19 protein-coding genes and 1 tRNA gene are annotated in these 19,138 nt (G+C 64.2%); all 20 read right to left on the reverse strand.

From position 1 onward, the window contains the following. Positions 1-25 precede the first annotated feature (25 nt). Complete coding sequence (gene nuoL / locus GNX71_RS21800; protein ID WP_206174350.1) at positions 26-2,071, reverse strand: NADH-quinone oxidoreductase subunit L; 2,046 nt, start codon at positions 2,069-2,071, stop codon at positions 26-28. A 7-nt stretch (positions 2,072-2,078) separates the two neighbouring features. Further along, entirely contained in the window at positions 2,079-2,387 is a 309-nt protein-coding gene (gene nuoK / locus GNX71_RS21805; RefSeq protein ID WP_007837741.1) for an NADH-quinone oxidoreductase subunit NuoK, read from the reverse strand. Further along, entirely contained in the window at positions 2,384-3,040 is a 657-nt protein-coding gene (locus GNX71_RS21810) for an NADH-quinone oxidoreductase subunit J (protein ID WP_206174351.1), read from the reverse strand. The genes nuoK and GNX71_RS21810 overlap by 4 nt, the downstream gene beginning before the upstream one ends. A gap of 37 nt (positions 3,041-3,077) precedes the next feature. Next, entirely contained in the window at positions 3,078-3,599 is a 522-nt protein-coding gene (gene nuoI / locus GNX71_RS21815) for an NADH-quinone oxidoreductase subunit NuoI (RefSeq protein WP_093239292.1), read from the reverse strand. Positions 3,600-3,616: 17 nt separating this feature from the next. After that, positions 3,617-4,693, reverse strand: a complete 1,077-nt coding sequence (gene nuoH, locus GNX71_RS21820) for an NADH-quinone oxidoreductase subunit NuoH (protein ID WP_206174352.1) — start codon at positions 4,691-4,693, stop codon at positions 3,617-3,619. Then, positions 4,690-6,855, reverse strand: coding sequence for an NADH-quinone oxidoreductase subunit NuoG (gene nuoG / locus GNX71_RS21825; RefSeq protein WP_206174353.1), 2,166 nt, complete (start codon positions 6,853-6,855; stop codon positions 4,690-4,692). The genes nuoH and nuoG overlap by 4 nt, the downstream gene beginning before the upstream one ends. Positions 6,856-6,875: 20 nt before the next feature. After that, positions 6,876-8,216, reverse strand: coding sequence for an NADH-quinone oxidoreductase subunit NuoF (gene nuoF, locus GNX71_RS21830; RefSeq protein ID WP_013542408.1), 1,341 nt, complete (start codon positions 8,214-8,216; stop codon positions 6,876-6,878). Beyond that, a complete protein-coding gene (locus tag GNX71_RS21835) occupies positions 8,216-8,755 on the reverse strand; it encodes an NAD(P)H-dependent oxidoreductase subunit E (RefSeq protein ID WP_241027015.1) in 540 nt (179 codons plus the stop codon). The genes nuoF and GNX71_RS21835 overlap by 1 nt, the downstream gene beginning before the upstream one ends. 10 nt (positions 8,756-8,765) lie before the next feature. Further along, entirely contained in the window at positions 8,766-10,019 is a 1,254-nt protein-coding gene (locus GNX71_RS21840; protein ID WP_206174354.1) for an NADH-quinone oxidoreductase subunit D, read from the reverse strand. A 1-nt stretch (position 10,020) separates the two neighbouring features. Then, entirely contained in the window at positions 10,021-10,632 is a 612-nt protein-coding gene (locus GNX71_RS21845; protein ID WP_198784800.1) for an NADH-quinone oxidoreductase subunit C, read from the reverse strand. Positions 10,633-10,645: 13 nt separating this feature from the next. Beyond that, positions 10,646-11,125, reverse strand: a complete 480-nt coding sequence (locus GNX71_RS21850) for an NADH-quinone oxidoreductase subunit B (protein ID WP_007837763.1) — start codon at positions 11,123-11,125, stop codon at positions 10,646-10,648. A gap of 15 nt (positions 11,126-11,140) precedes the next feature. Continuing rightward, positions 11,141-11,500, reverse strand: coding sequence for an NADH-quinone oxidoreductase subunit A (locus GNX71_RS21855; protein WP_041943881.1), 360 nt, complete (start codon positions 11,498-11,500; stop codon positions 11,141-11,143). Positions 11,501-11,567: 67 nt separating this feature from the next. After that, a tRNA-Leu gene (locus GNX71_RS21860) sits at positions 11,568-11,652 on the reverse strand. 119 nt (positions 11,653-11,771) lie between these two features. Continuing rightward, the gene (secG, locus tag GNX71_RS21865) at positions 11,772-12,173 is read right to left on the reverse strand and encodes a preprotein translocase subunit SecG (RefSeq protein ID WP_206174355.1); all 402 of its coding nucleotides are present in this window, start codon (positions 12,171-12,173) and stop codon (positions 11,772-11,774) included. Positions 12,174-12,210: 37 nt separating this feature from the next. Further along, a complete protein-coding gene (gene tpiA, locus GNX71_RS21870; RefSeq protein WP_206174356.1) occupies positions 12,211-12,996 on the reverse strand; it encodes a triose-phosphate isomerase in 786 nt (261 codons plus the stop codon). Beyond that, positions 12,990-13,988 carry an NAD(P)H-quinone oxidoreductase gene (locus GNX71_RS21875; protein ID WP_206174357.1) on the reverse strand — a complete coding sequence of 333 codons (999 nt, stop codon included), beginning with the start codon at positions 13,986-13,988 and terminating at the stop codon, positions 12,990-12,992. The genes tpiA and GNX71_RS21875 overlap by 7 nt, the downstream gene beginning before the upstream one ends. Positions 13,989-14,075: 87 nt before the next feature. Beyond that, entirely contained in the window at positions 14,076-16,388 is a 2,313-nt protein-coding gene (gene pnp, locus GNX71_RS21880) for a polyribonucleotide nucleotidyltransferase (RefSeq protein WP_206174358.1), read from the reverse strand. Between the two features lie 206 nt (positions 16,389-16,594). Continuing rightward, positions 16,595-16,861, reverse strand: coding sequence for a 30S ribosomal protein S15 (gene rpsO / locus GNX71_RS21885; protein WP_007837783.1), 267 nt, complete (start codon positions 16,859-16,861; stop codon positions 16,595-16,597). An 89-nt stretch (positions 16,862-16,950) separates the two neighbouring features. Further along, the gene (locus GNX71_RS21890; RefSeq protein WP_206174359.1) at positions 16,951-17,880 is read right to left on the reverse strand and encodes a DMT family transporter; all 930 of its coding nucleotides are present in this window, start codon (positions 17,878-17,880) and stop codon (positions 16,951-16,953) included. A gap of 78 nt (positions 17,881-17,958) precedes the next feature. Beyond that, positions 17,959-19,131 carry a pyridoxal phosphate-dependent aminotransferase gene (locus GNX71_RS21895; protein ID WP_206174360.1) on the reverse strand — a complete coding sequence of 391 codons (1,173 nt, stop codon included), beginning with the start codon at positions 19,129-19,131 and terminating at the stop codon, positions 17,959-17,961. Between the last annotated feature and the right edge of the window lie 7 nt (positions 19,132-19,138).

The raw sequence follows: 19,138 nt of genomic DNA on the forward strand, positions 1-19,138 counted from the left end.
TTTTCTTTTTCTCCAGCGTTCGGGCTCAGCGTTTGAACCAGACGAAGTACGTCATCAGGATGAAGATGCCGAGCAGCATCGCGAAGGCATAGTGATAGATGTAGCCCGACTGCACCCAGCGCACGACGCTGGAGACACGGCCGATCACTTTCCACGAACCATTGACCACCGCACCGTCGATCAGGGCCTGGTCGCCGCCCTTCCACAGGCCGGTACCGAGCGCGCGTGCACCGCGGGCGATGATGTTCTCGTTGATCCAGTCGAGGTAGTACTTGTTCTCGAGCAGGCGGTACACCGGGCCGAAGGCGCGCTTGATCGCCGCCGGCAGCGCCGGGTTGATCATGTACATGTAGAACGACAGCACCACACCTGCCAGCGCCAGCCAGAAGGGCGCGGTCTGCAGGCCGTGAATCGCCATGGCGACGGGGCCATGGAAGGCTTCTTCCAGCTCCTTCATGGCATGGTGCTTGGCACCGTCCACGACGATCGCGCCCTTGAAGAACTCGCCGAACAGCATCGGATCGATCGTCATGAAGCCGATCACCACCGAGGGAATGGCCAGGAGCACCAGCGGCAGCCAGACCACCCAGGGCGATTCGTGCGGCTTGTGGGCGTCGTGACCGTGGCCGTGATCGTCGTGGCCATGGGCATCGTGCGCATGGTCGTCGTGGTGGGCGTCGGGATTCTGGTCGTAGCGTTCCTTGCCGTGGAAGACCAGGAAGTACATGCGGAACGAATAGAACGCCGTGATGAACACGCCGGCCAGCACCGCGTAATACGCGAAGTTCGCGCCCCACAGATGGCTCTCGTGCACCGCTTCGATGATGCTGTCCTTCGAGTAGAAGCCGGCGAAGAACGGCGTGCCGATCAGCGCGAGCGAACCCAGCAGCGACGTGATCCAGGTGATCGGCATGTACTTGCGCACACCGCCCATCCAGCGGATGTCCTGGTTGTGGTGCATGCCGATGATCACCGAGCCCGCGCCGAGGAACAGCAGCGCCTTGAAGAACGCGTGCGTCATCAGGTGGAACACCGCGACCGAGTAGGCCGAGGCACCGAGCGCCACCGTCATGTAGCCCAGCTGCGAGAGCGTGGAGTACGCGACCACGCGCTTGATGTCGTTCTGGATGATGCCGAGGAAACCCATGAACAGCGCGGTGATGGCGCCGATCACGAGGATGAAGCTCAGGGCCGTGTCGCTCAGCTCGAACAGCGGCGACATGCGCGCCACCATGAAGATGCCGGCGGTCACCATCGTGGCCGCGTGGATCAGCGCGGAGATGGGGGTCGGGCCTTCCATGGAGTCGGGCAGCCACACGTGCAGCGGGAACTGCGCGCTCTTGCCCATCGCGCCGATGAACAGGCAAATGCAGATCACGGTGATCAGCATCCACTCGGTGCCCGGAAAGGTGATGCCGGCCAGCGTGTTGGCCTTGGCGAAGGCTTCGCCATAGTTCAGCGTGCCAGCGTAGGCGGCGATCAGGCCGATGCCCAGGATGAAGCCGAAGTCGCCCACGCGGTTGACCAGGAAGGCCTTCATGTTCGCGAAGATGGCCGTCGGCTTGTTGAACCAGAAGCCGATCAGCAGGTACGACACCAGGCCAACCGCTTCCCAGCCGAAGAACAGCTGGAGCATGTTGTTGCTCATGACGAGCATCAGCATCGAGAAGGTGAACAGCGAGATGTACGAGAAGAAGCGGTTGTAGCCGTCGTCCTCTTCCATGTAGCCGATCGTGTAGATGTGCACCATCAGCGACACGAAGGTCACCACGCACATCATCATGGCCGTGAGGCCGTCGACCAGGAAGCCGACTTCCATCTTCAGGCCGCCGACGATCATCCATTCGTAGAGCGTCGCGTTGAAGCGGGCGCCGTCGACCACCACGCTCTTGAGCGTCATGGCCGAGATGATGAAGGCGACGAGCACGCCCAGGATCGTCAGCGAATGCGTGACCTTGCGGCCGATGTGATTGCCGCCGAACTTGGTGCCGAAGAGGCCCGCGACGGCAGCGCCGACCAGGGGTGCCAGCGGCACGGCCAGCAGGGTGGATGCGGAAAGGGTTGCGCTCATGTTGATTTCAACCCTTGAGCGAGTTGAGCTCGTCGACGTTGATGTTGGACTTGTTGCGGAACAACAGCACCAGCAACGCGAGACCGATGGCCGACTCGGCTGCGGCCACGGTCAGGATGAAGAACACGAAGATCTGGCCGTGCATGTCGCCCAGGTAGTGCGAGAAGGCCACGAAGTTCATGTTGACCGCCAGCAGCATCAGTTCGATGGCCATCAGCAGCACGATCAGGTTCTTGCGGTTCAGGAAGATACCGATCACCGACAGCGCGAAGAGCATCGCGCCGAGCGAGAGAAAGTGTCCGAGCGTGAGCGTCATGCCTTGTTTTCCTTTGCCGCTTCAGCCGGAGCTGCTTCCGCCACGGGTTCGGCCGCACGCGTCACCGGCATCTGCACGATGCGCACGCGGTCGCGCGCCTTCACGCGCACCTGGTCCGACGGGTTGGTGTACTTGCTGTCCTTGCGGGTGCGCAGCGTCAGTGCAATGGCGGCGACGATGGCCACGAGCAGGATGACCGCGGCAATTTCCAGCGGGTAGAGGTACTCGGAATAGAGCAGCTTGCCCAGCTCCATCGTGTTCGAGGTGTTGGCGGAGGTGACCGCCATGGCGCGCGGTGCTTCACCAAGGCGGAAGCCGCCCATGAGCACAGCCGCCATTTCGAGCGCGATCAACGCGCCCACGCCGGCTGCGAGCGGGAAGTGCTTCCAGAAGCCCTGCCGCAAGCTGTCGACGTTGATGTCCAGCATCATCACGACGAAGAGGAACAGCACCATCACGGCACCGACATAGACGAGCACGAGCGAGATCGCGAGGAACTCGGCGCGCAGCAGCAACCAGATGGCCGAGGCCTGGAAGAAGGCCAGCACCAGGTACAGCGCGGCGTACACGGGATTGCGGGCGGTGATGACGCGGAAGGCTGCAAAGAGCAGCACCGCGGCAAACAGATAGAACAGACCGGTCTTGACGTCCATTGGAATTCGAATTGGTACGGGTTTCGGGCTGGTCGGATCAGCGGTACTTGGCGTCGGCCGCCTTGTTCGCTGCAATTTCTTTTTCGTAGCGGTCGCCCACGGCCAGCAGCATGTCCTTGGTGAAGTACAGGTCGCCGCGCTTTTCGCCGTGGTATTCGAAGATGTGGGTCTCGACGATCGAGTCGACCGGGCAGCTCTCTTCGCAGAAACCGCAGAAGATGCACTTGGTCAGGTCGATGTCGTAGCGCGAGGTGCGGCGCGAGCCGTCGTCGCGGACTTCGGATTCGATGGTGATCGCCAGTGCCGGGCAGACGGCTTCGCAGAGCTTGCAGGCGATGCAGCGCTCTTCGCCGTTTTCATAGCGGCGCAGCGCGTGCAGGCCGCGGAAACGCGGCGACAGCGGCGTCTTCTCTTCGGGGAACTGCACCGTGATCTTGCGGGCGAAGGCGTACTTGCCCGTGATCGCCAGGCCCTTGAACAATTCGAACAGCATGAAGCTGCCCAAAAAATCCTTGAGCGAGAACGGCGCGGACGGTGTTGCGGTGTGCGCAGCAGACATGATGTTGGCGCTTCCAGTTATTTCCAGATGTTGAACGGCGTCTGCATCCAGCCACCGACCACGACCAGCCACACGAGAGTGACGGGAATGAAGATCTTCCAGCCCAGACGCATGATCTGGTCATAGCGGAAGCGCGGGAACGTCGAGCGCACCCACAGGAACATGGTGACCACGCAGAAGGTCTTGGCGCCCAGCCAGATCCAGCCCGGGATGAAGCTCAGGAACTCGAACGGTGGCAGCCAGCCGCCGAGGAACAGCACCACGGTGAGGATCGAGACCAGCCACATGTTGGCGTACTCGGCCAGGAAGAACATCGCGAAGCTCATGCCCGAGTACTCGATCATGTGGCCCGCAACGATTTCCGATTCGCCTTCCACCACGTCGAACGGATGGCGGTTGGTTTCGGCCAGGCCCGAGATGAAGTACACGACGAAGATCGGCAGCAGCGGCAGCCAGTTCCACGACAGGAAGCCGACGCCCATGTTGGCGAAGATGCCCTTGCCTTGAACATTCACGATCTCGCTCATGTTCAGGCTGCCGGTGACCATCAGCACCACGACGAAGCAGAAGCCCATCGCGATTTCGTAGCTCACCATCTGTGCCGAGGCGCGCAGCGCGCCGAGGAACGCGTACTTCGAGTTCGAGGCCCAGCCGGCAATGATCACGCCATACACCTCGAGCGAGGTGATGGCCATCACGAACAGGAGGCCTGCGTTGATGTTGGCCAGCGCCACGTCGGGGCCGAAGGGAATCACGGCCCATGCGGCGAGCGCCGGCATGATGGTCATGATCGGGCCGAGCAGGAACAGGCCCTTGTTGGCGACCGTCGGAATGATGATTTCCTTGGTCATCAGCTTGAGCGCGTCGGCAATCGGCTGGAGCAGGCCCAGCGGTCCGATGCGGTTCGGGCCGATGCGGATCTGCGTGAAGCCGATGGCCTTGCGTTCCCACAGCGTGAGGTACGCCACGGCCAGCATCAGCGGGATCACGACCACGATGATCTTGATCAGCGTCCAGATCACGGGCCACGCCACGGCCGTCCACCAGCCTGCGGCGATCAGCCCCTGGCCGAAGCCATGAATCGCGTCGATCATGCCAATGCCTCCTCGGCACGGGCCGGTGCGGTCGATGCGGCGTTGCGCGCATCGGCGGTCAGTTGCAGCGACGGTGCGCGGCGCACGATGGAGTCGAGCTGGTAGATGCTCGCGACCACGGGTGCCGGCGTTGCGCCGTTGGATGCGACGGCGTTGGCGGCCGTTGCGTTGTTCAGGGCGCTGGCCGGAACAGTGCCGCCCTCGCCCACAGTCTTGAGCACTTCAGCGGTCGATTCGAACGCGAAGCCGGGCAAGCCGAGCAGGTTCGCCAGCACGCGCAGCACCTTCCACGCCGGACGCGCTTCGCCTTGCGGCTTCACGACGGCATGAAAACCCTGCAGGCGGCCTTCGGCATTGACGAAGGTGCCGGGCGTTTCGGTGAACGGGGCGATGGGCAGCAGCACGTCGCTGAATTCGAGGTTGGCCTTGAAGGGGCTCAGCGTGACCACCATCTGCGCATTGCCGATGACATCGGCCGCGGCAGCACCGGCGGCCGAATCGAACACCGGCTCGGTGTTCAGCAGCAGCACAGCCTTGAGGCCGGAGCCGGCGGCGAGCATGCGGCCGGCATCGAGGCCGCCGTTCTTCGGATAAGCGCCGACGAGCTGCGCGCCCACCGTGTTGGCCGCTTCGGTCAGGTAGCCGACGGTCGCGCCGGTCTGCGCGCCGATCCAGTTCGCGAGGGCCAGCAGGCTGCTGGCTTGCGCGTGGTGGGCGGCGGCGTTGCCGAGCAGGATGGCCTTGCGCTCGCCGCTCAGCAGCGATGCTGCGATGGCTTGTGCAGCGGCGTCGGGCTCGCTCTTCGGTGCCAGCGGTGCGGCGGCGCCATTGGTCTTGCCGATGGCGGCAGCGACTGCGGCCAGCGCTTCGACCCACTGGTCGGCTTCTACGATCGTCGCTTGCGCCACATTGATGGCCCAGGCTTCGCGGTCTGCCATCAGGCTGGCCGAGGTAATCACCGACAGCGCGGCGCCCTTGCGCACAGCTTGGCGGATGCGCTGCGCGAACAGCGGGTGTTCCTTGCGGAGGTTCGAACCGACGACCAGCGCGCGCTGCACTTGCGTGAGCGATGCGATCGAGGTGCCGAGCCAGCGCACGCCTTCGAACGCCGTGAATTCGGCGTTGCGCAGGCGGTAGTCGATGTTGTCGCTGCCCAGTTCACGCGTGAGCATGGCGGCGAGCTGCAGCTCTTCGAGCGTGCTGTGCGGGCTGACCAGCGTGCCGATGCTTTGCGCGCCGTGGTCGGTCTTGATCTGCTTCAGGCCATTGGCCACGTATTCGAGCGCGGTCTGCCAGTCGACCTGCTGCCATTGGCCGCCCTGCTTGAGCATGGGCTGCGTCAAGCGTTCCGGGCCGTTGAGCGCTTCGTACGAGAAGCGGTCGCGGTCGGCGATCCAGCATTCGTTGACGTCTTCGTTCTCCAGCGGCACCACGCGCATCACGCGGTGGTTCTTGACCTGGACGATCAGGTTCGAGCCGGTGGAGTCGTGCGGGCTCACCGACTTGCGGCGCGACAGTTCCCAGGTGCGGGCGCTGTAGCGGAACGGCTTGCTCGTGAGCGCGCCGACCGGACAGATGTCGATCATGTTGCCCGAGAGCTCCGAGTCGACCGAGTCGCCGAGGAAGGTCTCGATTTCGGAGTGCTCGCCGCGTTGCGTCATGCCCAGCTCCATCACGCCGGCCACTTCCTGGCCGAAGCGGACGCAGCGCGTGCAATGGATGCAGCGGCTCATCTCTTCCATGCTGATCAGCGGGCCGACGTCCTTGTGGAACACGACGCGCTTTTCTTCTTCGTAGCGCGAAGAAGAGCCACCGTAGCCCACGGCCAGATCCTGCAGCTGGCATTCGCCACCCTGGTCGCAGATCGGGCAATCCAGCGGGTGGTTGATCAGGAGGAACTCCATGACCGACTGCTGCGCCTTGATGGCCTTCTCGCTCTTCGTGCGAACGATCATGCCCTGCGTGACGGGCGTGGCGCAGGCCGGCATCGGCTTGGGCGCCTTTTCCACGTCGACCAGGCACATGCGGCAGTTGGCCGCGATGCTGAGTTTCTTGTGATAGCAGAAGTGCGGGATGTAGGTGCCCGCCTTGTCGGCCGCATGCATCACCATGCTGCCCTCGGTCACTTCGACCTTCTTGCCGTCGAGTTCGATTTCGATCATGAGTATGTTTCTTCTCGCGCTCAGGCCTGGACGGGTGCCTTCGGGACGTAGCCCGGGATCAAGGCCTCGAACTCGTGACGGAAGTGCTTGATCATGGCGCGCACCGGCATCGCCGCCGCATCGCCGAGGGCGCAGATGGTGCGGCCCTGGATGTTGTCTGCCACGGAGTTCAGGAGGTCCATATCGGTCGCCCTGCCCTGCCCGTTGTGGATGCGGTCCACCACGCGGTAGAGCCAGCCCGTGCCTTCGCGGCACGGCGTGCACTGGCCGCAGGACTCGTGCATGTAGAAGTACGAGAGGCGCTTGAGCGACTCGACCATCGAGCGGCTGTCGTCCATGACGATCACCGCGCCCGAGCCCAGCATGGAGCCGGCCTTGGCGATGGAGTCGTAGTCCATGGTGCAGGCCATCATGATGTCGGCCGGCAGCACCGGCGACGACGACCCACCGGGGATCACGGCCTTGAGCGTGCGGCCTTTGCGGACACCGCCGCACAGTTCGAGCAGCTTGGAGAACGGCGTGCCCATGGGCACTTCGTAGTTGCCGGGCAGCTCGACGTCACCGCTCACCGAATAGATCTTGGTGCCGCCGTTGTTCGGCTTGCCGCATTCGAGATACGCCGGACCGCCGTTGTTGATGATCCAGGGCACCGCCGCGAAGGTCTCGGTGTTGTTGATGGTGGTCGGCTTGCCGTAGAGGCCGAAGCTCGCCGGGAACGGCGGCTTAAAGCGCGGCTGGCCCTTCTTGCCTTCGAGCGATTCGAGCAGCGCGGTTTCTTCGCCGCAGATGTAGGCGCCGAAGCCGTGGGCCGCGTGCAACTGGAAGTTGTACGTGCTGCCCATGATCTTGTCGCCGAGGTAGCCGGCGGCGCGCGCTTCCTCGAGGGCTTCCTCGAAGCGGTCGTAGCTCTGGAAGATCTCGCCGTGGATGTAGTTGTAGCCCACGCTGATGCCCATCGCATACGCGGCGATGGCCATGCCTTCGATCACGATGTGCGGGTTGAACTGCAGGATGTCGCGGTCCTTGCACGTGCCCGGCTCGCCTTCGTCGGAGTTGCAGACGAGGTACTTCTGGCCCGGGAACTGGCGGGGCATGAAGCTCCACTTCAGGCCCGTCGGGAAACCGGCGCCGCCACGGCCGCGCAGGCCCGAGGCCTTCACTTCGGCGATCACCTGATCGGGCGTGAGGCCCTCGGTGAGGATCTTGCGCAGCGCCTTGTAGCCGCCGCGCGCTTCGTAGTCGGCCAGGCGCCAGTTGGTGCCGTTCAGACCGGCATAGATCTGCGGCTCGATGTGACGGTCATGGAAACAGGTCTGGACGCCTGTTGCCTGGAACTGCTGGAGTACTTGTTCAGGCGACATCAGGCAGCCTCCCCTTTGGTGGAAGCGCGCAGGCCTTCGATGAGTTGGTCGAGCTTCTCGTTGCTCATGAAGCTGCACATGGTGCGGTCGTTGACCAGCATCACGGGCGAATCGGCGCATGCGCCCAGGCATTCGCTCTGCTGCAGCGTGAACAGGCCGTCGTCGGTCGTCTCGCCCATCTTGATGCCGAGCTTCTTCTCGAGGTGAACGAGCGCGGTGACACCGTCACGCAGCTGGCACGGCAGGTTGGTGCACACGTTGAGCTTGAACTTGCCCACCGGATGCTGGTTGTACATGTTGTAGAAGGTCGTCACTTCATGCACGGCGATGGGCGCCATGCCGAGGTAGTCGGCGATCTCGCGCTCGCGCTGCATGCTGATGTAGCCCTCGCCCTGCTGGACGATGGCCAGGCACGCCATCACGGCGGAGGCCTTGCCGGCTTCGGGGTACTTGGCGACCTCGCGCGCAAAGCGCTCGAGCACGTCGGCCGTCAACGGGGCCGAAGGGGCCGCGTCATGGTGGTGGGCGGAGGAAGTCATTCGCTCTTTCTCACCTGTCGATTTCGCCGAACACGATGTCCATCGTGCCGATCACCGCGACAGCGTCGGCGATCATGTGACCGCGCGACATTTCGTCGAGGGCGGCGAGGTGCGGGAAACCAGGGGCGCGGATCTTCAGGCGGTAGGGCTTGTTGGCGCCGTCGCTCACGAGATAGATGCCGAACTCGCCTTTCGGATGCTCGACGGCGGCATAAGCCTCGCCTTCGGGCACGTGGAAGCCTTCGGTGAAGAGCTTGAAATGGTGGATCAGCTCCTCCATGTTCGCCTTCATCGATTCGCGCGCGGGCGCGGCGACCTTGTGGTTGTCGGTGATCACCGGGCCGGGATTCACGCGCAGCCATGCCGAGCACTGCTGGATGATCTTGTTGGCCTGGCGCATCTCTTCGACGCGCACGAGGTAGCGGTCGTAGCAGTCGCCGGTCTTGCCCACGGGCACGTCGAACTTCATCTGGTCGTAGACGTCGTAGGGCTGCTTCTTGCGAAGGTCCCATTCGATGCCTGATCCGCGCAGCATGGGGCCGGTGAAGCCCAGGTTCAGCGCGCGCTCCGGCGTCACGACGCCGATGCCTACGGTGCGCTGCTTCCAGATGCGGTTGTCGGTGAGCAGCGTCTCGTACTCGTCGACCATCTTCGGGAAGCGCTTGCAGAAGTCGTCGACGAAGTCGAGCAACGAACCCTGGCGGTTTTCGTTCAGGCGCTCGATGGCCTTCGCGTTCTTGATCTTGCTGACCTTGTACTGCGGCATCGCATCCGGCAGGTCGCGGTAGACGCCACCCGGACGGAAGTACGCCGCATGCATGCGCGCGCCGGAGACGGCCTCGTACATGTCGAACAGGTCTTCACGCTCGCGGAAGCAGTAGATGAGCATGTTCATCGCACCGCAATCCAGGCCGTGCGCGCCGAGCCACAAGAGGTGGTTCAGGAGGCGGGTAATCTCGGCGAACATCACGCGGATGTACTGCGCGCGGATCGGCACGTCCAGGCCCATCATCCGCTCGATGGCCAGGCAATACGCGTGCTCGTTGGACATCATCGACACGTAATCGAGGCGGTCCATGTAGGGCAGCGACTGGATGAAGGTACGCGATTCGGCGAGCTTTTCGGTGGCGCGGTGCAGCAGGCCGATATGCGGGTCGGCACGCTGGATCACTTCGCCGTCGAGCTCGAGCACCAGGCGCAGCACGCCGTGCGCGGCCGGATGCTGGGGGCCGAAGTTGAGGGTGTAGTTCTTGATTTCGGCCATATCAGTGCAAACCGCCGCCGTAGTTGTCTTCGCGGATCACGCGCGGCGTGATTTCCCGCGGCTCGATCGATACCGGCTGGTACACGACGCGCTTCTGTTCTTCGTCGTAACGCATCTCGACGTGACCCGACACCGGGAAGTCCTTGCGGAACGGATGGCCGATGAAGCCGTAGTCGGTCAGGATGCGGCGCAGGTCGTCGTGCCCGTCGAACACGATGCCGTAAAGGTCGAACGCTTCGCGCTCGAACCAGGTGGCGGCGCTCCAGACGGGCTGGAGAGAGTCGACCACGGGCAGGTCTTCATGGGGCGCGAACACCTTCAGGCGCACGCGCTGGTTGAGCGTGACCGACAGCAGGTGCGAGACGACGCAGAAGCGCTCGCCTTGCCACTCGCCTTCGCGGTAGTCGGAATAGTCCATGCCGCAGAGGTCGATCAGCTGCTCGAAGCGGCAGCCGGGCGCGTCGCGCAGCAGCGTGGCGGCGTCGATGTAGTCGGCCGCACTCACCACGACAGTCACCTCGCCCAGCGCGAGCGTCACGCTCTTAGCCTTGGCGCCGAGCGTCTCGGTGATGGTGGCGCGCAGCACCTCCGGCGAAATTGCAAAGTCAGTCATCGTCGGCAATCTCTCAGGCGCGGGCAATGGTGTTGGTGCGGCGAATCTTCTGCTGCAGCTGGATCACGCCATAGAGCAGCGCTTCGGCGGTGGGCGGGCAACCCGGAACGTAGACGTCGACCGGCACGATGCGGTCGCAGCCGCGCACGACCGAATAGCTGTAGTGGTAGTAGCCACCGCCATTGGCGCACGAGCCCATCGAGAGCACCCAGCGCGGCTCGGGCATCTGGTCGTAGACCTTGCGCAGCGCCGGCGCCATCTTGTTGCACAGCGTGCCGGCCACGATCATCAGATCGGACTGGCGCGGACTGGGACGGAACAGCATGCCGAAACGGTCGATGTCGTAGCGGGCGGCGCCCGCGTGCATCATTTCGACCGCACAGCATGCGAGGCCGAACGTCATCGGCCAGAGAGATCCGGTCTTCGCCCAATTCACCACCGAGTCGTAGGTGGTGGTGACGAAACCTTCTTTGAGAACGCCTTCAATGGCCATCGTGTGCTTTCCTTGTCATTCCCAGTCGAGCGCGCCTTTTTTCCACTCGTAGATGAAACCTACGACGAGGATGGCGAGAAAGATCATCATGGCCCAGAAGCCGACAGCACCGATCTCCTTGAGCGCAATGGCCCACGGAAAGAGAAAGGCAATTTCGAGATCGAACAGGATGAAGAGAATGGCAACGAGGTAATAGCGCACGTCGAACTTCATGCGCGCATCCTCGAAGGCTTCGAAGCCGCACTCGTAGGGAGCATTCTTCGCAGCGTCTGGCCGATTGGGGCCGAGGATGTATCCGATGACTTGGGGGGCGACGCCTACGCCGACTCCGACCAAAATGAACAAAAGGACGGGAAGGTAGGAATCGAGGTTCATCGAGAATTTTTCACCGCTTGCCACCGGCAAGAAGAACCTCTGGATGAGGTTTTCTGCCGATGAGATTTGGTGCGGTCGGCGAGACTCGAACTCGCACAGCTTTCGCCACTACCCCCTCAAGATAGCGTGTCTACCAATTTCACCACGACCGCGGTTTTTGCTGTTCAGATGGCATGAGGCACCTGTTAAGGCATTTGGCTTTCTGAACAGCTTTAGAGTTTACCCTGAAATACAGCCGTTTCTCGCTGACGACTGCATGAAAACGACTGGATTACTTGTTCGGAATCTGACCGGCGCCCGAAACGGGTGCGGCAGGTGCCGAAGCCGGTGCGCTCGGAGCGCCCGCGCCAGGGATTTGGCCAGCCGCGCCAGATGCCGGCGCAGCAGGTGCGCCCACAGCCGCACGCTCGAGAAGACTGCCGCCGCCCGCAGGACGCGCATGGCTGAAGTACGCAAGCAGCAGCGTGCATGCGAAGAACACCGCAGCCAGCACAGCCGTGGTGCGCGAGAGGAAGTTCGCGCTGCCGCTGGCACCGAACAGGCTGCCGGCGCTGCCGCTGCCGAAGGCGGCGCCCATGTCGGCGCCCTTGCCGTGCTGGACCAGGATCAGGCCGATCATCGCCAGGGCCGCCAGCATTTGCACGCCGACCAGAAGGTTGAGGACCACGTTCATTCGTTCTTACTCCTAATTGATGACAGCCGTTGCGCGTTCAGCGCGCAGCGGCAGAAATGATCTGCAGAAAGTCGGGCGCCTTGAGCGACGCGCCACCGATGAGGCCGCCATCGATGTCGGCCTGCGCCAGCAGTTCGGCGGCATTGGCCGCGTTCATGCTGCCGCCGTAAAGAATGCTGATGCCGGCAGCATGCTCGCTCGCGGCATGGTGCAGTTGCGCACGCAGCACGGCATGCACCGCTTGCGCCTGTTCGGGCGACGCCGTCTTGCCCGTGCCGATGGCCCAGACAGGCTCGTAGGCCACGACGATTTCGCTGATGCAATGGCCATTCACATGGATCACCGCAGCCAGTTGGCGCTTGACGACTTCTTCGGTCTGCCCTGCTTCGCGCTGCGCCAGCGTTTCGCCGACACAGACGATCGGCGTGATGCCATTCGCCAACGCGGCGGCAGCCTTCGCAGCCACCGTTTCATCGGTTTCGCCGTGGTACTGCCGACGCTCGGAGTGCCCGACGATGGCATAGCGCACGCCGAAATCCTTCAGCATCGCCGCCGACTGCTCGCCGGTGAACGCACCTTGCGGATGCGCCGAGACGTCCTGCGCACCGAGCGCCAGCGACGGCGAACCCGCCAGCAGCGATTGCAGCTGGGCGAAGTACGGCGCCGGAGCGCACAGCGCCACATCGCAAGCGGCCGGGCTTGCCGCCAGGCCTTGCTGCAGAGCCTTCACCAGCGCCTCGTTGGCGGCCAGGCCGCCATTCATCTTCCAGTTGCCGGCGATCAGTTTCTTCTTGGTTGTCATCGCGTTGTTCGTTGTCACCATGTCAGCACGATCTTGCCGATGTGCTGGTTCGATTCCATCAGCGTGTGAGCCTGGGCTGCGCCACTGGGTTCACCCGCCGCCGCAAAAGTGCTGTGGATCACGGGCTTGATCGCGCCGCTTTCAAGCAGCGGCCAGACCTTTTCGCGCAATGCCTTGGCAATGGCGCCCTTGAACGCCACCGGCCGCGGCCGCAGCGTGGAGCCGGTGATCGTGAGGCGCCTGCGCAGCACGAGGCCCGCATTGATCTGGCTCTTCACACCGCCCTGCACCGCGATGATCACGAGCCGGCCGTCTTCAGCCAAACACTCGATCTCGCGCGCCACGTAGTCGCCGGCGACCATGTCGAGGATCACGTCCACGCCCTTGCCGCCCGTGAGTTCCTTCGCCTTTTCGACGAAGTCGCTCGTGCGGTAGTTGATGGCATGGTCGGCACCCAGCTTCTTGCAGGCTTCACACTTGTCATCGCTGCCGGCCGTAACGATCACAGTCGCACCCAGCGCCTTGGCGATCTGGATGGCCGTGACGCCGATGCCGCTCGAGCCACCCTGGATCAGCAGCGTCTCGCCCTTTTGCAGGCGGCCGCGCTCGAACACATTGCTCCAGACGGTGAAGAAGGTCTCGGGCAGCGAAGCTGCATCGACATCGCTCCAGCCCTTGGGCACCGGCAGGCATTGCGCCACGGGCGCCACGCACAGCTCGGCATAGCCGCCACCCGCAATCAATGCGCAAACGTGGTCGCCGATCTTGAAGCCCGCCTCGGCCAGCGCAGCAGCGTCGCCCGACACGATCTCGCCGGCCACTTCGAGGCCCGGCAGGTCGGAGGCGCCAGGCGGCACCGGGTAGTGACCCATACGCTGCAGCACGTCGGGGCGATTGACCCCGCTGGCCGCAACGCGGATCAGCAATTCGCCCACGCCCGCCACCGGATCGGGACGATCGGCTACGCGCAGCACCTCAGGGGCGCCGTACGAAGTGATTTCAATGGCTTTCATGGTCTTTCGGCCTCCAACGCCCGCAGGTGGGGCGCAGCTAGCTGTTCAAAAGATAGCAACGGCAGGATTGCTGCCGTTGCGCCCTTCTTACTCCTGAGGCTCGCGCGGTGCTTGCGACTGCTCGCCGGCCGGAGCCTGCTGCTGGTCGTTGCGCGGCTGTTGCTGCTGGTCGTTGAAGCGCGGTGCGCGCTCGCCACGATCACCACCACGGTCGCCGCCGCGATCGCCACGGTCCGAACGCTCACGACGCTCGCCGCGATCGCCACGGTCTTCACGCGGCGGGCGCTCGCTGTATTCCATGCCGGCCGGACGCTCGGTCAGGGCCTTCATGGACAGCTTGACGCGGCCCTTTTCGTCGGTTTCCAGAACCTTGACCTTCACGATCTGGCCTTCGCTCAGATAGTCGGTCACCTTCTCGACGCGTTCGTGCGCGATCTGGCTGATGTGCAGCAGGCCGTCCTTGCCGGGCAGCAGGTTGATGAGCGCGCCGAAGTCCAGGATCTTGGTGACCGGGCCTTCGTAGACCTTGCCGATTTCGACTTCAGCCGTGATCTGCTCGATGCGGCGCTTGGCGAACTCCGCCTTTTCCGGATCGGTCGAAGCGATGGTGATCGTGCCGTCTTCGTCGATGTTGATCGTCGTGCCGGTTTCTTCCTGCAGGCCACGGATGACCGAGCCACCCTTGCCGATCACGTCGCGGATCTTCTCGGGATTGATCTTCAGCGTGGTCAGGCGCGGTGCGAAGCTGGAGACTTCGGCCTTGGCCTCGCCCATGGCTTCCTGCATCTTGCCGAGGATGTGCATGCGCGCTTCCTTGGCCTGCGCCAGTGCGACCTGCATGATTTCCTTGGTGATGCCCTGGATCTTGATGTCCATCTGCAGCGCGGTGATGCCGTTGGTCGTGCCGGCCACCTTGAAGTCCATGTCGCCGAGGTGATCTTCGTCGCCCAGGATGTCGGTCAGCACGGCGAAGCGGTTGTCTTCCTTGATCAGGCCCATGGCGATGCCGGCCACGTGGGCCTTCATCGGGACGCCTGCGTCCATCATCGACAGGCAGCCGCCGCAGACCGAAGCCATCGACGAGGAGCCGTTCGACTCGGTGATTTCCGAGACCACGCGCACGGTGTACGGGAATTCTTCCTTGGTCGGCAGCACGGCGACGAGCGCGCGCTTGGCCAAGCGGCCGTGGCCGATTTCGCGGCGCTTGGTCGAGCCCATGCGGCCCACTTCGCCGGTGGCGAAGGGAGGCATGTTGTAGTGGAACAGGAAGCGGTCTTCGTACTCGCCGGCCAGCGCGTCGATGCGCTGTGCGTCGCGTTCGGTGCCGAGCGTGGTGATGACCAGCGCCTGGGTTTCGCCGCGCGTGAACAGGGCCGAACCGTGGGTGCGCGGCAGCACGGAATTGCGGATTTCGATGGGACGCACGGTGCGCGTGTCGCGGCCGTCGATGCGGGGTTCGCCCGAGAGGATCTGGCTGCGCACGATCTTCGATTCGATGGAGAACAGCAGGTCGTTGACCTTGCCGGCATCGAAGGGCTCGCCGCTTTCCTTGAGCGTGCTCATGACGCTGGCGTTGGCTTCGCGCAGGGCCTGGGTGCGGGCTTGCTTGCTGCGAATTTGGTACACGGCGCGCAGCTTCTCTTCGGCCAGGCCCTTGACCTTGGCGACGAAGGCTTCGTCTTCGGCGGGCGCTTGCCAGTCCCACACCGGCTTGCCGGCGTCGCGCACGAGGTCATGGATCGCGTTGATCGCGATGCCGGCCTGTTCGTGGCCGAACACCACGCCGCCGAGCATGATTTCTTCGCTCAGTTGCTGGGCTTCGGACTCGACCATCAGCACGGCGGCTTGCGTGCCGGCGACGACGAGGTCCATCTGCGAATCCTTGCGGGCGGTCTGGCCCGGATTCAGCACGTACTGGCCGTTGATGTAGCCCACGCGGGCTGCACCGATCGGGCCGCTGAACGGGATGCCGGAGATGGCGAGCGCAGCGCTCACGCCGATCATGGCGGCGATGTCGGCATCGACTTCGGGGTTGAGCGACACGGTGTGGATGACCACGTGCACTTCGTTCAGGAAACCTTCGGGGAACAGCGGGCGGATCGGACGGTCGATCAGGCGGCTGGTCAGCGTTTCGTGTTCGCTGGGCTTGGCTTCGCGCTTGAAGAAGCTGCCGGGGATCTTGCCTGCGGCGTAGGTCTTCTCGATGTAGTCGACGGTCAGCGGGAAGAAATCCTGGCCCGGCTTGGCGGACTTGGAGGCGACCACGGTCGCCAGGATCACGGTGCCGTCGATGTCGACCAGCACGGCGCCATTGGCCTGGCGGGCGACTTCGCCCGTTTCCATGACGACAGTCTTGTCGCCCCATTGGAAGGACTTGGTGACTTTGTTGAAGAGGCTCATGTTTGCTCCTGTTTTAGTAGCGAACCACACAGGGTTCGCAAGGGGCGGAGGCTGTCTCAGAACACGATGCCATTCCAGCGAAGCTCGGGGAGAACTTCATTGGAATGACACAGCTTCGCTCTGTTTTGGCACTCCGAAAGTGGATCGCGAAGTAAAAAACGCCTGAGCTAGCGGACTAACCCAGGCGTTTTTTCATGCGATTCGGTTTACTTGCGCAGACCCAGCTTGGCGATCAGCGCGGTGTAACGGTCGGCATCCTTGGACTTGAGGTAGTCCAGGAGCTTGCGGCGGCGGCTCACCATGCGCAGCAGGCCGCGACGACCGTGGTGGTCCTTGGCGTGCGTCTTGAAGTGGGGGGTGAGCTCGTTGATACGGGCGGTCAGCAGTGCGACTTGCACTTCGGGGCTGCCAGTGTCGTTGGCGGCGCGGGCGTTGTCTTTGACGACTTCGGCCTTGATGGAGGCTGCGATCATGTTGAATTTCCTTGTTCCGGGATGTTTGACTTGCGATAGGGACTGGAACTGCCCCTGTCGTGCGCCCTGCGGCATGCAAAGCCTCGGGATTATAGCTCGGCGGGCCTGAGGGGGCTTTCGGGGCGTTTACCGCCCCTTCCATCGAGCGAAGCCAGCCCCACCGCGCCCAGCACGCAGGCAGCGCCGCCGATCTGTGCCAAGGTGATACTTTCGCCCAACCAGACTGCCGCGAGTACCAGTGCGGAGACCGGCAAAAGCGCCGTGAAGAGCGCCGCCTCGGCCCCTTTCAGCCGGGCCGATCCGGCAAACCAGAGGACGAAACCCAGCACCGTCGGCACCAGCGCGTAGTAGGCGACGCCTACCAGCGCATCGTTCGGCAACGGGCGTTCCCAAGCGCGTTCGAACAGGGCTGGCACCAGCGACAACAGGAGTCCGAAAGCCGTCATCAGCGTCGACAGCGCCAGCGGCCGCACCGGCACCCGCAGGCGCTTGTTGAGCAGGATGAACATCGCCTCGCAGACGACCGCCCCCAGCACCAGCAGGTTGCCGATCATCGCGGCAGGGGATTTCGAGTCCCCTGCGGCGCCCTCCCCCGGCCAGCTGATCGCCAGCACCCCCGCCGTCGCCAGCACGATGCTGCCGATCAGGTAGCGCCCCGGTCGCTCGCGCAACGCCAGCACCGCCACCAGCGCCGCGACGGCCGGCAGCGTGCCCGCCACCACGCCCGCACTGGCGGCCGGCGCCCAGCGCACGCCCAGGATCAGCAGCACCGTGTAGCCGACGCTGCCCAGCCCGGCCTGGCACAGGAGCAGCGCGAGGTCGCGTCGATCAGGCCGCGGCCACGGCGTGCGTGTCACCCGCAGCAGCAAAAGAAACACCGGCAACGCCATCGCAAACCGCAGCGCCGTTGCAGTGAACGGTGGCAGCCCGCCCGCGATCACCTTGCTGGCGACCACCGTGCTGCCCACCGTGACCATCGCCAGCGCGCACAGCGCCATCCCTTTGATTCGTTCCGACATGCATGACCTTTCGCTCTCGAAGAAAGGCCAAGCTTGGCGGGCCGCACGTCCCGCGTATTGAACGAAATTGCAGGCGGATCAGCCCTTGCGCGGCGGCTGCGCCGCCAGCCAGTTGCGCAGACGCTCCACGCCCTGCACCAGCCGCTGCGGGTCTTTCGACGCGAAGCACCAGCGCAGCCAGCCCTCGGCCTCCGGCGCAAAGGCGTTGCCGGGTGCGAGCCCCAGTCCCGCCTCGACCACCAGCCGCTTGGCAACGTCGAGCGAATCGCCGAAGCCTTCGAGCCGGAAGAAGGCGTACATGCCGCCCTTGGCAGGCGCCACCTGCACGCCGGGCACCGCGGCCAACAACGGCACCAGGGTGTCGCGGCACATCTTCAGGTGCGCGACCACGCGCGGTGTGATGTCCGCCGTGTGCGCGATCGCCGCGATGGCTGCGCGCTGCGTGAACACGCTCGCGCAGGAAGTGTTGAACTCGATCAGCTTGCCGATGCCATCGACCATCGCGGGCGGCAGCACCAGCCAGCCGAGGCGCCATCCGGTCATGAGAAAGCTCTTCGAGAAACTGTGCGTCACGACAAGCCGGTCATCGGGCTTCGAGATGTCGAGAAAGCTCGGCGCGCAGCCGTTCGGCGTGGGCTCGAAGTAGAGCCGCTCATACACCTCGTCGGCCAGGATCCAGGTGCCGGTCTCGCGGCAGTGATCGAGCACCGCCTGCTGCTCGTCGCGCGTCATCGTCCAGCCCGTGGGATTGTTCGGCGCGTTGACGATCAAAAGCTTCGTCTTCGGCGTGACCGCGGCACGCAGCGCAGGCAGGTCGAGCGTCCACTGCCCTTCGACCGGCACCAGCGGCACCGAGCGCACATGCGCGCCCATGATCGCCGGCTGCGCCGTGAGGTTCGGCCACACCGGCGTCACCGCGACCACGTCGTCGCCCGCCTCGACCAGCGCCTGCACCGCCAGCATCAGCGCGCTCACGCCGCCCGACGTGACGGCGATGCGCGAGGCATCGACCGCCGGATGCAGCGCGCCGGTGTAGCGCGCGATCGCCTCGCGCAGCTCGGGCAGGCCGAGGTTGTGGGCATAGAAGGTCTCGCCGCGCTGCAGCGACTCGATGGCCGCCTGGCGGATCACCTCGGGCGTGACCTCGTCGCTCTCGCCGAACCAGAAGGCCAGCACGTCGTCACGGCCGAGCCCGGCATTGGCCACCTCGCGGATCTTGGAGGCTTCGAGGTTGTGGATGGCTTCACGCATCGGCTGT

The organism is Variovorax sp. RKNM96 (genome assembly GCF_017161115.1).
GTDB lineage: Bacteria > Pseudomonadota > Gammaproteobacteria > Burkholderiales > Burkholderiaceae_C > Variovorax.